The organism is Planktophila warneckei (SeqCode), from assembly GCF_965234675.1.
GTDB lineage: Bacteria > Actinomycetota > Actinomycetes > Nanopelagicales > Nanopelagicaceae > Planktophila > Planktophila warneckei.
Map to the genome: position 1 here is coordinate 954,900 of NZ_OZ248350.1, position 14,707 is coordinate 969,606.

General features: G+C 46.4%; 13 protein-coding genes and 1 tRNA gene. 8 read left to right on the forward strand and 6 right to left on the reverse strand.

The window, feature by feature from the left end; translation table 11 throughout:
• Positions 1 to 22: 22 nt before the first annotated feature.
• From AC8GFU_RS05000 to AC8GFU_RS05015, 4 genes are all read left to right on the forward strand, one after another.
• Complete coding sequence (locus AC8GFU_RS05000; RefSeq protein ID WP_506626048.1) at positions 23 to 868, forward strand: ADP-dependent NAD(P)H-hydrate dehydratase; 846 nt, start codon at positions 23 to 25, stop codon at positions 866 to 868.
• A gap of 91 nt (positions 869 to 959) precedes the next feature.
• Entirely contained in the window at positions 960 to 1,625 is a 666-nt protein-coding gene (locus AC8GFU_RS05005) for a response regulator transcription factor (protein WP_506626049.1), read from the forward strand.
• A gap of 41 nt (positions 1,626 to 1,666) precedes the next feature.
• Positions 1,667 to 1,924: a hypothetical protein gene (locus AC8GFU_RS05010; RefSeq protein ID WP_506626050.1), complete on the forward strand. Its 258-nt coding sequence runs from the start codon at positions 1,667 to 1,669 to the stop codon at positions 1,922 to 1,924.
• Entirely contained in the window at positions 1,921 to 3,537 is a 1,617-nt protein-coding gene (locus tag AC8GFU_RS05015; protein ID WP_506626051.1) for a glycoside hydrolase family 25 protein, read from the forward strand. Before AC8GFU_RS05010 ends, AC8GFU_RS05015 begins: the two co-directional genes overlap by 4 nt.
• On the opposite strand, the gene AC8GFU_RS05020 is transcribed toward AC8GFU_RS05015, so the two are convergent.
• Positions 3,527 to 5,188, reverse strand: coding sequence for a glycerol-3-phosphate dehydrogenase/oxidase (locus tag AC8GFU_RS05020; protein WP_506626052.1), 1,662 nt, complete (start codon positions 5,186 to 5,188; stop codon positions 3,527 to 3,529). The genes AC8GFU_RS05015 and AC8GFU_RS05020 overlap by 11 nt on opposite strands.
• Positions 5,189 to 5,251: 63 nt before the next feature.
• On the opposite strand from AC8GFU_RS05020, the gene glpK reads away from it, so the two are divergent.
• Entirely contained in the window at positions 5,252 to 6,742 is a 1,491-nt protein-coding gene (gene glpK, locus AC8GFU_RS05025; RefSeq protein WP_506627171.1) for a glycerol kinase GlpK, read from the forward strand.
• On the opposite strand, the gene AC8GFU_RS05030 is transcribed toward glpK, so the two are convergent.
• On the reverse strand, positions 6,739 to 8,841 hold the full coding sequence (locus tag AC8GFU_RS05030) for an alpha-galactosidase (RefSeq protein ID WP_506626053.1): 2,103 nt from the start codon (positions 8,839 to 8,841) through the stop codon (positions 6,739 to 6,741). The genes glpK and AC8GFU_RS05030 overlap by 4 nt on opposite strands.
• A gap of 20 nt (positions 8,842 to 8,861) precedes the next feature.
• Between AC8GFU_RS05030 and galT the strand changes: the two genes are divergently transcribed.
• The 3 genes from galT to galK are packed head-to-tail and all read left to right on the forward strand — an operon-like array spanning position 8,862 to position 12,067.
• Positions 8,862 to 9,974 carry a galactose-1-phosphate uridylyltransferase gene (gene galT / locus AC8GFU_RS05035; RefSeq protein WP_506626054.1) on the forward strand — a complete coding sequence of 371 codons (1,113 nt, stop codon included), beginning with the start codon at positions 8,862 to 8,864 and terminating at the stop codon, positions 9,972 to 9,974.
• Positions 9,974 to 10,927: a UDP-glucose 4-epimerase GalE gene (gene galE, locus AC8GFU_RS05040; protein WP_506626055.1), complete on the forward strand. Its 954-nt coding sequence runs from the start codon at positions 9,974 to 9,976 to the stop codon at positions 10,925 to 10,927. The genes galT and galE overlap by 1 nt, the downstream gene beginning before the upstream one ends.
• A gap of 3 nt (positions 10,928 to 10,930) precedes the next feature.
• Positions 10,931 to 12,067: a galactokinase gene (gene galK / locus AC8GFU_RS05045; RefSeq protein WP_506626056.1), complete on the forward strand. Its 1,137-nt coding sequence runs from the start codon at positions 10,931 to 10,933 to the stop codon at positions 12,065 to 12,067.
• Position 12,068: 1 nt separating this feature from the next.
• Here the strand turns inward: galK and AC8GFU_RS05050 are convergent, their stop codons facing one another.
• The 4 genes from AC8GFU_RS05050 to dnaG all read right to left on the reverse strand — a co-directional run bounded on the left by AC8GFU_RS05050 (position 12,069) and on the right by dnaG (position 14,703).
• The gene (locus AC8GFU_RS05050) at positions 12,069 to 12,305 is read right to left on the reverse strand and encodes an ACT domain-containing protein (protein WP_506626057.1); all 237 of its coding nucleotides are present in this window, start codon (positions 12,303 to 12,305) and stop codon (positions 12,069 to 12,071) included.
• Between the two features lie 51 nt (positions 12,306 to 12,356).
• A complete protein-coding gene (locus AC8GFU_RS05055; protein ID WP_506626058.1) occupies positions 12,357 to 12,740 on the reverse strand; it encodes a Rieske (2Fe-2S) protein in 384 nt (127 codons plus the stop codon).
• Positions 12,741 to 12,743: 3 nt separating this feature from the next.
• Positions 12,744 to 12,815, reverse strand: a tRNA-Asn gene (locus AC8GFU_RS05060).
• Positions 12,816 to 12,864: 49 nt separating this feature from the next.
• Positions 12,865 to 14,703 (reverse strand): DNA primase, encoded by a 1,839-nt coding sequence (gene dnaG / locus AC8GFU_RS05065; RefSeq protein WP_506626059.1) that lies wholly within the window; start codon positions 14,701 to 14,703, stop codon positions 12,865 to 12,867.
• Positions 14,704 to 14,707: the final 4 nt, after the last annotated feature.

Here is a 14,707-nt window from a genome sequence, read left to right on the forward strand (position 1 = left end):
TTAAAAGAGATAGGCTTGAATTATGACTAGATCACTTAAGAAATGGACCGCAAAAGATGCAGCAAAGTGCATTATCACCCCTTCAGATTTAGATCATAAGTACAGTCGCGGAGTTCTTGGAGTAATAACAGGTTCAGCACGTTTTCCGGGTGCTGCAGTTCTTTCAACTTCTGCAGCTTCTGCAACTGGATTAGGAATGATTCGCTTTCACAGCTCTTCAGGTCTGGCTCACCTTGTTTTGCACTCAACACCTTCTGTTGTTGTTCAACCAGGCAAAGTAACTGCCTGGCTTGTCGGAAGCGGAATTGAAGTAAAAAAGTATGCAGATATAACTACCTGGCTTCGTCATCGTTGGTACAAACTCACAACGTTGCAATCAGTCCCAACTGTTTTAGATGCAGGCGCACTTCATTTAGCAGGATCTTTAGAACAACCAACACTCATTACCCCTCATAGCGGAGAACTTTCCAAATTGATGATCGCTCGTGGAGTTCTTGTATCGCCAGAGGCAATTGAAGGCGATTCCAAGAAATGGGTACAGGAAGCTGCCGACACGTTAGGCGTTACCGTATTGCTCAAGGGCTCAACGACATATGTAGCAAATGACTCTGTGTTGATTCAACTTCCTGTTGCAACGCCATGGCTTGCTACTGCTGGAACAGGTGATGTTTTAGCAGGAATTATTGGAGCACTAGTTGCTACCAATACTGTTGAAATTCTTAATGATTACAACCATTTGGCATATGTTGCCGCAACAGGTGCGCTGATTCACGCACGTGCGGCCGAGACCGCTTCGAATGGTGGACCAATAAATGCCGAGGCAATTATTGAATTCATCCCGAGAGTTATCACTCAGCTCATTAAGTAATCTGCATACGGGGTAACCCCTATGAAATGCCATCTCTCAATTCACTCTCACAATGGTGTCAATTAGCTGCATGCAAGCGTAACTTTGCAATGTGAGCGATCGAGTTTTAATCGTCATGGACGATGCTTTTGAACTATCTACTATGGGTGCGGCTTTAAAGCTTCATGGCACCAACGTTATCGGTGAAGCACGAAAAGAATCCACCGCTATTTCCTTAATGAGAAGCATGCAACCAAATGTCTTACTCATCGATATGCATTTAACAGAAGAACACTCAATTGGAATAGCCCAAAAGATTCGCAAGGAATCTCCCACAATTGGAATCGTGATGTTGGTTGCCTGCGCAGATTTACGGCTACTTGGCGAAAATAACTCTCATGTTCCTCATGGCACCAAAATAGTTATCAAGAAGTCCATGAATAGTGTTGCCGCATTATGCGAAATTATTACCGAATCTAGAGAGCTCGCCGCCGAATCTCCAGTTACTTGGGTAAATGGAACTGTTTCTTTACATGAAAAAGCGCTCCAGAACATGATGTCTCAATTAACAGATATTCAGATTGAAACTTTACGGCTAGTTGCTAATGGCTTAACAAATGCTGAGATAAGCAGGGTCAGATTTGTCAGTGAAAAATCGGTGGAACAGATAGTTTCTCGAATTGCACAAGTGTTGAATGTGCAACCCGATCGCGGAAAGAACATGAGAGTTCAACTAGTTGGCGAATACTTTAAATGGATTGGCGCGCCTAGGCACTAGCAAGCCTGTTCTCTAATCTCGCACAGGTAATCTTTGCCGCTATGGAGCTAGGGCAGATCAGGTCGCGGTGGAACGAGGTTTTGGATGCCCTCGAGGCGAAGAATCGCATCGCATGGATCGCATACTTTGATGCACGCCTGAGCGAACTCGATGGAAATACTCTCACCTTAGATTTTTCCGATAGCCGTAAGTTTGCTACCTCCCACGAATACTCTGAAACACGTCCAAATTTGAAGGCGGATTTAATCCAAACTATTTCCGAAGTCTTAGGAATCGAAGTGGAGATCGTTGAGCGATGAAATTCAAAATCATCGCCTTAGTTTCTTCGTTGGCGCTCTCGCTCTTCATTTCTCCGGCGACTGCTGTTGCCTCATCACTAACCATGAATTTAAGGCAGACACCTAGCGCATCTGAAGTTCTTGTAACTTTGTACGGAAGTTTAAAGCCAACTAAATCTGGAACAACTGTAACTATTCAGGTTGATACCGCTGGAAAGTGGACGACAACTAGATTTTCTACCAAAGTATCAAAGGTTGGAACGTGGCGTGTAACTGCACTTGCAACTGCGCTTGAAGCAAAGGTGCGATATCGCGCAGTGGCAGTTGTTTCAGGAAAGAGTATTTACTCCCCTATTCGTGGCATTGAAATCAAACAACTTCCCGAGATTTCCAATGTAGATCCTGCCTTGTTTATCGATCTGCTTGGACCTGGTGGTCGTATTCACGGTGCAGATATAAGTCGCTGGCAACATCCCAATGATGCCCAAATTGATTTCGCAAAGATGTATGCAGCTGGTCTTCGCTTTGTTTTCATCAAAGCCTCTGATACCCGCGACTCTGCAGACCAACTTGCTGTGAAATACGCTGCGATGGATCACAACGCGGCACAAGCTGCCGGAATTTATACAGGTTTTTATCATTACGCAGTTTTACCTGATGTAACCGATCCTGAAGATATTAAGAAGGATGCTTTAGCTCAGGCACAAAAGGTGGTCTGGCGTTTAGCATCCCTAGGTGGTTATGGGGAAAAGGATCTTCCTTACGCTTTAGATCTCGAGAATAAGTGTGTGCGTCTTTCAACTTCAGGTGCTTGTCAAAAGTATGCAACTCGAAGCGCTGTAACTTTATGGGCTACGACTTTCTTGGCGTCTGTTAAGGAAAAAACTGGCCGAACACCAATTCTTTACTCATATGCAAACTTCCTTGAGGGATCTATGGTCAGATCCAGCGAGTTAACTCAATATCCATTGTGGTTGGCGCAATATGCAATTGATCCAGCAAATCCAATCAATCAACCTGGTATCAAGGTTGGCGGTTGCTACGTGCACTCGTGGACGGGTGCGAATTGTGATTCGCAATGGACGGTATGGCAGTACACCTCGTGCGGCATTGCAGATAAGTACGGAGTACCTGGTTCACGTTTAGATCTCAATATTTTCCGCGGAACTCCATATGCATTTTTGGATCTAGCAAAAGGAACCTGGTCGCCCACTGTCGTTGATTTAATGCCTTCGCAAGAGCCATCAACGCTTACAGTGCTTGATCAATCTGCATCGACTACAAATAAATTAGTGACCTTCAAGGTATCCGTAGTACGCCCAAATGGTTCTCCTGTTGTAACTGGTGGAGTGAAATTAGTATTTGATAAAACCACAGTCCCAGATCCAAGGCCTGTGCAAACTATTTTGCGTGAAACAAGTGGCGTGTGGACGTTGGCAATTAAAGGCGTTCCTGCAGGAAGTTACATCGGTAAGGTTTTATATCAAGATGTTTCTGGCACACATGCAGATTCAACATTTCCTGTGACATTTACAGTTGCACAAGGTCCAACACCAACTCCAAAGCCAACGCCTTCACCAACAGCTACGAAGAAGCCAACAAGCGATGGCTGCCGCGGTCAGATTAAGAATTAACCTCGAGCATCTGATCTAAGGCTTCTAATTCACGATCTACCAAAGCTTCATAATCTGCAACAGATTGCTTCTTGTCTTTTGCGCTCCAACCAAGCACTGGTGCAATTAATGAGGCAACCTCATCAGCTAAATGAACACCATGTTCCTGCGCTTCAAAGGCCAAGCGTGTGCGACGAGAAATAACATCATCAACTGTGCGCGCACCTTCATGGCTTGCGGCATACACAATTTCAGCCTTGATATAGGGAAGATCGGCAGCTAACTTCTTAGCCAACTTAGGTTGTTCCGCAATCATTTCTAGAATCTCGCTGATGAGTGAGCCATATCGATTCAGTAAGTGGGTAACTGTTTCTACTTCAAGACCAGATTCTGTCGCGATTCGTTCCTTTTGTTGTTCCAAAGCAAAGTAGCCATCTGCTCCAACTAAGGGAAGCTTTTCGGTAACTGATTCTTGAGTTAGGCGACGAAGTTCAATAACTGCGCGATCAATCGCATCCTTACCCATGACGCGGTAGGTCGTGTACTTTCCTCCGGCGATTGAAACAAAGCCTGCAGCAGGACGGTCCACTGTGTGTTCGCGAGAAAGTTTGGTGGTCGTTGCACTCTTTTTATTTGCAACAAGTGGGCGCAATCCTGCATAAACGCCAATTATTTCCTCAGCCTTAAGTTTTGGCTCTAGCACCCTGTTTGCTTGATCCAAGATGTACTGAACATCTTCACGTGAAGCAAATGGTTCTGCGCGATCGCCTTCGTATGGCGTATCAGTTGTTCCAACAATCCACTTGTCTCCCCATGGGATTAAGAACAACACTGATACAGGAGTCTTCAAAATGATTCCGGCATCTGACTTTATTGCAGAGCCAGGCATAACAATGTGAACACCCTTGCTCATGGTTACGCCATAGCCCGGAGTTAAACCAAAGTTTTCATGCAGTTCATCGCTCCAGATACCAGCACACATAACTGTGGCGCCTGCCTTAATTGCAATCTTCTTTCCTGATTCAAGATCGCGAGCATTCACGCCAACAACACGCTTTCCTTCGCGAATAAGTGATTCGGCGGTAACTCGAGTTGCGATAATCGCACCGTGACGTACAGCGGTGCGTGCAACAGACATTGTGTGGCGGGCATCATCTACCTGTGCATCAAAGTATTTGATCGCACCAGTAACAATGTCATGGCGAAGCGATGGTGCAATTTCATTAATCTGCTTTTGACTTAGGTGCTTATGCCATGGCAACGCGCGCTGAAATCCGCGAAGTGCATCGTATAGAGCTAACCCTGCGCCAACGTATGTGCGTTCTTTAAACTTTTCAGTCAGTGGAAATAAGAAACCAACTGGCTTAACAAGATGAGGACATAAAGTTGAAACCATTAACTCGCGTTCGTGCAAAGCTTCGCGAACTAATTTGAAATCGTATTGTTCAAGATAGCGAAGTCCGCCGTGAATCAACTTACTTGATCGGCTAGAAGTTCCTGCAGCAATATCTTGAGCCTCAATGAGTGCAACCTTGAGACCGCGTGATGCAGCATCTAAAGCCGCTCCTACGCCCGTAACTCCCCCGCCGATGACGAGAATGTCGAACTGATCTGAGGCTAATTGTGAGATGGCAGAGTCACGCTGGTCTGGACCAAGTTGTGACAAGAACATAAGCGTTGCATCTCCGTACTGACTGAGTACGCTAAGCCTAACTTACAGCGAGAGGTTTTGTGCATCGTGGCTTATATCGGCAGCTTGGATCAAGGAACCAGTAGTACTCGATTCATGATCTTTGATCACTCTGGCCAGGTTGTAGGTCAACATCAATTGGAGCATCGCCAAATACTTCCGCAAGCAGGATGGGTAGAACATGATGCCGCTGAGATTTGGGAGCGGGTCCAAGAGGTAATTACAGGTGCGTTGAAGCAAGCAAATATTCTGGGATCAGATTTAGCAGCGATTGGATTAACAAATCAACGAGAAACCACGGTCGTGTGGGATGTCGAAACCGGTCAGCCACTTTCTAACGCGATCGTGTGGCAGGACACCCGAACCACTGATTTCTTGGCAACGCTCACTGAAGAACAGAAAAAGAGCATCCGCCACAAGACTGGACTGACAATCGCTCCCTACTTTGCAGGCAGCAAGATGAGTTGGTTCCTCAAGAATGTTCCAGCAGCAAGTTCTGCAACTGCACGTTTTGGAACTATCGATTCATGGCTTTTGTGGAATCTTTCCGGCGGAGTGCGCGGCGGCGTACATGCAACTGATGTAACTAATGCAAGTCGAACCTTATTAATGAACCTTGAAACCCTTGATTGGGATGATGAATTACTTAATATATTTGGGGTATCGCGTTCTGCACTACCCGTAATCAAATCTTCATCAGAAAAGTATGCGCTGACAGATCCACACGGTCCATTTGGAACTGCGGTTCCTATCGCTGGAATTTTGGGAGACCAACAAGCAGCGATGGTAGGACAGGTGTGTTTTGATCGTGGTGAATCAAAGACTACATACGGCACCGGAAACTTTGCATTGCTCAACACCGGAACAGAGATTGTCCGTTCTAAAAATGGATTGCTAACAACTGTCTGTTTTAAGTTAGGTGACCAACCTGCGCATTACGCACTAGAAGGATCAGTTGCGGTCACAGGATCTGCAATTCAATGGTTGCGTGATCAACTTGGAATCATTACTAATGCTGCAGAAACGGAAGGTCTCGCCTCATCAGTTACAGATACAGCAGGTATTTACTTCGTACCTGCATTTTCTGGATTGTTTGCTCCTTACTGGCGCAGCGATGCACGTGGCGTAATTGTTGGTTTAACTCGCGCTGCAACTAAAGCTCATCTTGCACGTGCTGCGCTAGAAGCAATCTGCTACCAAACGCGCGATGTTATGGATGCGATGGTCGCCGATAGTGGCGTCCCAATGAAAGAGATGAAGGTTGATGGCGGAATTACTGCAAACTCTTTGTGTATGCAGATGCAGGCAGATGTAATGGGAATTGATATCACTCGCCCATTAATCGGTGAAACAACCGCACTAGGTGCTGCATATGCTGCAGGTCTTGCCGTTGGTTTCTGGAGTTCAACTGATGAAGTGCGAAAGCAATGGCAGCAATCTCGTCGTTGGAGTGCAACTAGCACACCAGAACAACGTGCAACTGGTTATGCAGGCTGGAAGAAAGCTGTTGAAAAGACCCTTAACTGGGTTGATTAAAGCTTTGTAACTTCAATTAAGAAGGCGTTAGCAGGCGCAAGAATCGGCGCAGTCACACCAATAGCAGCTAACGCCGAACCAGAGAGTTGAATTCCGCTCATCCATTCAGGAGGCGTAATCAACATAAAACGTGGTTTGCCGGCTGGGAAAACCGCTTTCACCGAATATGTTGCTGCAGGATCTAAATCTGGGAACTTAATAGGTGATGGGTGAATTGACACAGTTGGAGTTAATTGAACATAAGCAAAAATCGCTCGCGATAAATCATGTGCAGTTACACCATGCACATATGCATGAGCTTCAGGATAATCAACGCGAACCATCATTCCTGAATGCAGGTGCGCTCGGTTCTCCTTGTAGTACTTAGCCCATGAAGCAAGATGCTTGCGCTCTTCAGCGGTTGCCTCTGTGATGTTCCATTCAATTCCTGCGTGGCCAAAGAGTGCCGTAGTTGCACGCATTGAAAGCTCTAAAGTGCGGCCTGTTTGATGTCCATGAGTTGGTCCAATATGTGTACCCAGTAGCTCGGGTGCGATCACTTGTGCGGTCCAGCGCTGAATTGTTTGACGCTCAAGTGCATCATTGTTATCGCTAGTCCAGAAGCGATCAACTAAATCAATTACTCCAAGATCGATTCGAGCACCACCTGATGCACATGATTCAATTTCCAGACCTGGATGTCGTTGCTTTAACTCAGCAAATAATTTGTAAATAGCTTGTGTCTGTCGATGCACACCTGCACTGCCAAGGTGTCCGGCATCAACAAGAACTCGATTGTGATCCCACTTTATGTAGGCAATGTTGTGCGCACCCAACACCGCTGAAGTTTGCTCCAGCACATGGTTGAAAGCACCTTCATGACCCAAATCAAGAACTAATTGATGACGCCACAATGGTGGGGTTCGATCACCTTCATGCAAAATCCATTCAGGGTGTGCACGATATAGATCTGAATCTGGATTGACCATCTCGCCTTCAAACCACAGGCCAAACTCAATTCCCTTGTCATTGATGTATTGAATGATCGGAGATAACCCGTTGGGCCAGACCGCTGGATCAATGACCCAATCTCCAAGTCCTGCTCGATCATCTCGGCGTGAGTGGAACCAGCCATCATCTAGAACTACACGTTCAATTCCAATTTCAGCTGCGACATCAATGAGCGCTTTAATCTTTACTTCATCATGATCAAAGTACAGTGCTTCCCACATGTTCAGGGTTAATGGACGTGGACGCTTTGGATGAACTTCGCGTGCTCGTAAGTACTGATGATAAGAAGCTGCAACTCCATCTAGTCCTTTTGAAGAAAAGACTGAAATGAGAGCGGGAGCTTCATAGCTCTCACCTGAGGCCAAAATTACTTCACCTGGGAGTAGTAATTCTCCGGCACCAATTGATTGAGAGCCATCAAATAGTTTTTCAACCAAGTACTGAGAGTTTCCGCTCCAAGCAATGCTAGTTGCCCAAGCATTTCCATTGTGGAAACTAGTTTGTGCAGTTAGTGCAATATCTGCAATTGAAAAGTTATGTCCGCTACGACCTTCGCGAGATTCACGAATCCAAGTACCAGTAGCAATCTCTTTGCGTTGAGGGTTGCGCTCATTTGACCAACGACCTGCAAAATCCAAAGTCTGTGTTGCTTCTTTAGGAAGTGGTAACCAATGAATGTATTCATTGAGTGAGTAGTCAGCATCGCCTAAATTCTTGAGCGTCGCTCGTTGTTGCAAAACACCATGTACATCTAAATCAAATGTATTTACTACTTCAAGCTGCGCATGAAAATCGGTAAAGGTGATCGCGACATGGTTACCGACATGGTGAAAGTTTGAAACCTCAAACTTAGTTGACCAAGCTTTTCCATTGCGATGTCCAGAAACTGTTGGGCGACCTAGAAAACCTCGCGAGCTCTCTCGCATAATTCCTGGAAACTGCGGAACATCCCATGAGCTGTTTGCAATAGATGGGCGAATAGCACTCTGCGCAGAAGCAAGATCTCCAGATAAAGGTGCGCCCCAATGTTGAATTACTAGGGCTCCATCGACAACTTCGAGCAACAGCGATGAAGAAGGTGCGCTCAATAGTGCAGATTGCTTACTCACAAAGGTAGAGTAACGACACTATGGGTGAGAGTAAAAAACTAAAGGCTGGCGTCATCAGAAATGATCGCCAGATGGCTGATGGCCGCACAATTCGTTACTACGACACCGCTGGCCAAGCCCGAACCATCGAAGATGCTCGCCCACAAGAAGAACAACCCGGTATCGGAGAACTTCGACTAGATCCATTAGTTAACGAATGGGTTGCCATGGCAGCGCACCGCCAAGGTCGCATCTTCTTGCCCCCAAAGGAGTTATGCCCGCTGTGTCCGACCACAGGTGAACTACTTACTGAAATACCAGAGTCGGATTTTGAAGTTGTTGTTTTCGATAACCGATCACCATCATTGCGTCCACCAGTTGGTGATTGGGCGCTTCCCGACATGGTTGGTCCAGATACAGATTTAGGCACCGCTGCAGGAAAGTGTGAAGTTATTTGCTTTACCGCAGAGCACGGAAATGCTTTCAAAGATTTAACGCCTCAACGAGTACGCACATTGCTTGAGGCATGGATTGATCGCACAACTGAACTATCCCAAGAGAGCTTTATTGAACATATTGCTCCCTTTGAAAACCGTGGTGAAGAGATCGGTGTAACTCTGTCTCACCCACATGGCCAGATTTACGCCTATTCATACATTCCACCACGCGTTGAAAAGATGTTAGCTGCAGCAAACAAGTACAAGGAACAGACCGGAAAAGTTTTGTTTGACGAGATCGTGGCCCGCGAGATTCGTGACAATGAAAGAATCATTGCCAAGAATGATCGCTGGATCGCTTACGTTCCATATGCTGCGCGATATCCATTTGAAATTCACATAACTCCCCTCAATCCAGTTGCAGACCTAACGGGATTAACCGATGCTGACCGTGATGCTTTTCCAGAGATCGCATTAGAAGTCACTCGACGTTTAGATGGTGTTTTTGGAATTGAAATGGCGTACATCGCTGCTTGGCATCAAGCACCTGTTCGAATTGGACGCGATGTCATGCGACTACATTGGCAAATCACCAGTGTGCGTCGCGCACCTGGAAAGCTTAAGTATTTAGCAGGATCTGAATCTGCAATGGGTGCCTTCATCATGGATATGCGCCCAGAGCAATCCGCAGCACAGTTGCGAGAGGTTGTTTTGTAATGCGCGTATTAGTTACTGGCGGAACTGGCTATATCGGATCTACCGCTGTTGATATTTTATTGACGCAGGGTTATGAAATTTCGATATTAGATGATTGCAGTATGGGTCATGCTGACACGGTGCCTGCAGGTGTGCGCTTTGTCCAAGGCTCTCTCCTGAACTCCACAGATGTAGCTAGTGCACTTGAAGGTTGCGATGCGGTTATGCACTTTGCCGGAAAATCTCTAGTGGGCGAATCTGTTGAAAAGCCAGATCTGTATCACTCAGTAAATGTTGATGGAACCCGTATTTTGCTTGACGAGATGCACAAGCAATCAATCACAAAGATTGTTTTCTCATCATCTGCTGCAACATACGGCGAGCCAAAGGTTGTTCCAATTCTTGAAAGCTCTGAAACAAAACCTACAAATCCTTATGGTGCAACAAAGCTCGCAATTGATCACATGATCACCGCTGAAGCTGCTGCCCGTGGAATTTCAGCGGCATCATTGCGCTACTTCAATGTTGCTGGCGCTTTAAAGGCAGAGCGCGGATGGTTGGCAGAACGTCACAACCCAGAGACTCATTTGATCCCAAATGTTTTGCGCAGCACAGCCGATAATCCAGTAAAGATTTTTGGAACAGATTGGCCAACAGCAGATGGCACATGTATTCGTGACTACGTGCATGTTATTGATTTAATCGATGCTCATATCAAGGCCCTACAGTCTTTAGGAAATCCAGGTCACGAGATTTATAACCTCGGAAGTGGCTCTGGTTATTCAGTCCGCGAAGTTGTGGCCGCAGCAAGTGCTGCTACTGGGACCAATATTCCTTTTGTTGATTCCCCTCGCCGTGCTGGTGATCCAGCTGTACTCATAGCAGATATTTCTAAGGCAAAGGCAAAGCTTGATTGGTCGCCAACCCGCGATATGAACACAATGGTTTCAGACACTTTAAGCTCTTTGGCATAAATCATGAGCACGATCGAAACAAAGTTCATTGAAACCTTTGGCGAGGAACCAGATCTCATAGCTGCAGCTCCTGGTCGCGTAAATTTAATCGGCGAACACATTGATTACAGCGAGGGATTTGTTCTGCCCTTTGCCATTAAAGACCGCACAACGGCAGCAATTCGTAAGCGCGATGATTCAGTAGTTCGTATCGCATCTGCTCAGCGCCGAAGCAAGATTGTGACTGTAGATATTAATAATGTGAAGCCTGGTCTAAAGGGCGAATGGGAGCGTTACGCCCTTGGCGTTTTATGGTCCATGGGAGTTAAGACCGGTGTAGATCTGATGATCGATGGACATGTTCCACTTGGGGCCGGTTTATCCTCATCTGCAGCGCTGGAATGTTCAGTCGCAACCGCGGTTAATCACTTATTTGATATGGGATTTAGCCTTGAAGATTTGGCTCGCCTGACGCAAAAAGCGGAAAACCAATACGTTGGTGTTCCGTGCGGAATTATGGATCAATCAGTGTCCTTGATGGCGACAAATGGATCTGCTCTTCTGCTTGATTGTCGTGATTTAACGACGCGAAATATCCCATTTGATGTTGCATCAAGTGGACTTGAGCTTTTAATTATCGATACCCAGGCTCACCATGCACTGACTGATGGTGGCTATGCCGAGCGCCGAGCATCGTGTGAATCTGTAGCTGCCAAACTAGGTATTAAGTCAATGCGCGAGTTAACTATGGCTCAATTAGCTGCAGCAAAGGATTCACTAACCTCGGTTGAATACATCCGCGCACGCCATGCGGTTAGCGAAATGAAACGAGTTTTGGATTGTGTTGAAGCGCTCAGTCAGGCTGATTTTGCAAAAGTTGGAGAATTGATTAATCAATCTCATGCCTCACTTCGAGATGATTACACCGTTTCATGTCCTGAACTTGATACCGCAGTTGATGCATCACTTGCAGCTGGTGCACTTGGATCACGCATGGTCGGCGGCGGATTTGGTGGAAGTGCGATCGCGCTGATTGAAGCATCGAAAACTTCGGAAACAATTAAAGCTATTGAAAAGGCCTTTGCAGATAAGAAATTTAAAGCGCCACGATTCTTTACCTCGCTACCAAGTCAAGGCGCAGAGGTAATTTTCCGCAAGTAATTTAAAGCGGATTAATTGAAAGAACTTCTACTCCACCGATCGCGCCAAGTACATTCAGTAGATCCGTTGGATCATTTCCTGGAACTGCAACGGTGATGTCATCGTAACCACGACCATCCTCGGCTTTGACAACTGCGAGCGCACGAATGTCTCCCCCAGCTGCACCGATTGCAGATGCTAGAAGTCCCAATGAACCAGGACGATCTGGAAGAGCTACGTTTAATTGAAATAGTGCCATGTGAAAACCTTATCCTTAATTTATTTCAGCGCGATTACAATTAGCTTACGTTTACGCCAAAACGATCCAGCTGCCCTTAACGGCAACCTTCACGATGGGTAGTGGGTTTGTTGCAGGACCTGACACAACCGCGCCTGACTTAAATGGGTCAAATGAGGCGTTGTGAACTGAGCAGACAATTAACTTCTTCGCGCTGAAGTACTTGGTCATTCCACCTTGGTGGGTACAAATCGCTTGATAAGCAAAGACACCTGTCTTTGTGCGAAAGAGAATCGCTGGCGCACCATTGCTTAACTGGAATGGGTAGGTACCGCCGACCTTAACTTTGGCTAATTTCACGATCTGGTTATTGGCGGCAACAGCACGCGTGCCTGTAACTGAGGTGATGGCGCTAATCAGTGCCAATCGAAGTGCTGATCTGCGGGAGATATTCATATGCTCCCTGACTTGGATTCGAACCAAGAACCTGTCGATTAACAGTCGACTGCTCTGCCGTTGAGCTATCAGGGATTACGCGTGCAAGCGCAAACTCTAGCGCACACACGCTGAAGGGCAAAAATTAGAGGCTGCCTAGCGCCAAATCATGCAGAGATCGGCGGGCAGATTCCAAGGCCACCAACTGGGCAAAGGCTGCGTTGTACTCAATCTCATTTTCAACTGGATTGAGCCGTTGGAGTGAAGATTTCAATTCGGCGATAGAGCGAGAAATAGCAACCTCTCGCAGTCGAGCAACGATGCTGGCCACGTACACCTGGGTTGGCTTTCCATCTGCGCGAATTGGTTCAACTGTTAATTCGGTAAATAGTGCGCGAAGATTTTCATCGGTGATCGATTCTGGAGTTAATTTCTCGCTGACATCAATTGCAGTGCGCATTGCAATATATGCGGGATGGGTAAATGCTCCACCCTCAATTGCGCTCCACAGCTCACCTGCAAGAAGTTGTGGCTCTTGTAAGCGTGCCTTCAAAACTTCTCGTTCCAAAATTAATCGTGCTTCATTGGGATCTGGTCGGAAATTAGGAGCGGCAGTTGTTTCTTCAACGTCATTCTGAATCTTTGGCATCGCCTTAACGCCTTGTGCAACTGCGCGAGTTACGAGCTCTACTTCGACGCCTAACCAACCAGCAAGCAAACGTGTGTACTCGGGACGCAACGACTTATCTCGAATCTGAGCAACCACAGGTGCGGCAGCGTTTAATGCGTTAACACGACCTTCCGGTGTATCAAGTTTGTGGTGTGCAAGCTCTGCACGGATCGCAAACTCAAATAATGGAACTCTGCGTGCGATTAAATCGCGAAGAGCAAGATCACCCTTTTCTTGGCGCAGTTCACAAGGATCTAAACCATCAGGTTCGACCGCAACAAATGTCTGAGTTACAAACTTTTGATCCTCGCTGAATGCGCGTAGTGCTGCTTTTTGTCCTGCCGCATCGCCATCAAAGGTAAAGATAACTTCTCCGCGGAATGAATCATCATCCATCAATAAACGACGAAGGATGCGAATATGGTCAGTGCCAAATGCGGTTCCGCAGGTAGCAACTGCTGTTGTAATTCCTGCTAAATGTGCAGCCATCACATCTGTGTAGCCTTCAACAATTACAGCTTGGCGCTTCTTGGCAATCTCTTTCTTTGCCACATCAAGTCCGTACAAAACTTGGCTCTTTTTGTAGATCGGGGTTTCAGAGGTATTTAAATACTTTGGACCTTGATCCTCTTCATCACTTGCTAACTTTCGCGCACCAAAACCGACAATGTCACCTGAAATATCTTTAATCGGCCACATCAAACGGTTACGGAACTTATCAATTGGTCCGCGCTGACCCATCTTTGAAAGACCAGCTAATTCAAGTTCATCAATTGTGTAACCAAGTGCGCGCAGGTGCTTCGTAAGGCCGTCCCACTCATCGGGTGAATACCCCACACCAAACTGCTGGCACGCAGCCTTATCAAAACCGCGCTTTGTCAGAAGCTCGCGGCCATGCGCTGCTGTTGGCGATGTGTTGAGCAACTCTTGATAGAACTTAGCCGCTTCAACATGGGCTGCGATTAAACGATTGCGAGTACTTGATGTAACAACAGGTCCTGATGAATTTTCATCGTAACGAAGTGTGTATCCGATGCGATCTGCAAGGCGTTCGATAGTTTCGGTAAATGTCAGGTGATCGATCTTCATTAGGAAGGCGATGACATCTCCACCTGTTTGGCAACCAAAGCAATGAAAATATCCCTTGCTTGGTGTCACATGGAAGGAAGGTGATTTCTCATCATGAAAAGGGCACAACCCTTTTTTCTGTCCGCCACCAGCGCTCTTTAATTGAACGTAATCGGCGACAACTTCATCAATGGGTGCACGATCGCGGATGTATGCAACATCCTCATCTCTAATGCGACCGCTCATGTTC

Excerpts from the sequence above, each read along its gene's own strand:
- AC8GFU_RS05000 (WP_506626048.1), top strand. The coding sequence starts at position 23 with ATGACTAGATCACTTAAGAAATGGACCGCAAAAGATGCAGCAAAGTGC.
- galT (WP_506626054.1), top strand. The coding sequence starts at position 8,862 with ATGGGTGAGAGTAAAAAACTAAAGGCTGGCGTCATCAGAAATGATCGC.
- AC8GFU_RS05010 (WP_506626050.1), top strand. The coding sequence starts at position 1,667 with ATGGAGCTAGGGCAGATCAGGTCGCGGTGGAACGAGGTTTTGGATGCC.
- galE (WP_506626055.1), top strand. The coding sequence starts at position 9,974 with ATGCGCGTATTAGTTACTGGCGGAACTGGCTATATCGGATCTACCGCT.
- galK (WP_506626056.1), top strand. The coding sequence starts at position 10,931 with ATGAGCACGATCGAAACAAAGTTCATTGAAACCTTTGGCGAGGAACCA.
- dnaG (WP_506626059.1), bottom strand. The coding sequence starts at position 14,703 with ATGAGCGGTCGCATTAGAGATGAGGATGTTGCATACATCCGCGATCGT.
- AC8GFU_RS05020 (WP_506626052.1), bottom strand. The coding sequence starts at position 5,188 with ATGTTCTTGTCACAACTTGGTCCAGACCAGCGTGACTCTGCCATCTCA.
- AC8GFU_RS05055 (WP_506626058.1), bottom strand. The coding sequence starts at position 12,740 with ATGAATATCTCCCGCAGATCAGCACTTCGATTGGCACTGATTAGCGCC.
- AC8GFU_RS05015 (WP_506626051.1), top strand. The coding sequence starts at position 1,921 with ATGAAATTCAAAATCATCGCCTTAGTTTCTTCGTTGGCGCTCTCGCTC.
- AC8GFU_RS05050 (WP_506626057.1), bottom strand. The coding sequence starts at position 12,305 with ATGGCACTATTTCAATTAAACGTAGCTCTTCCAGATCGTCCTGGTTCA.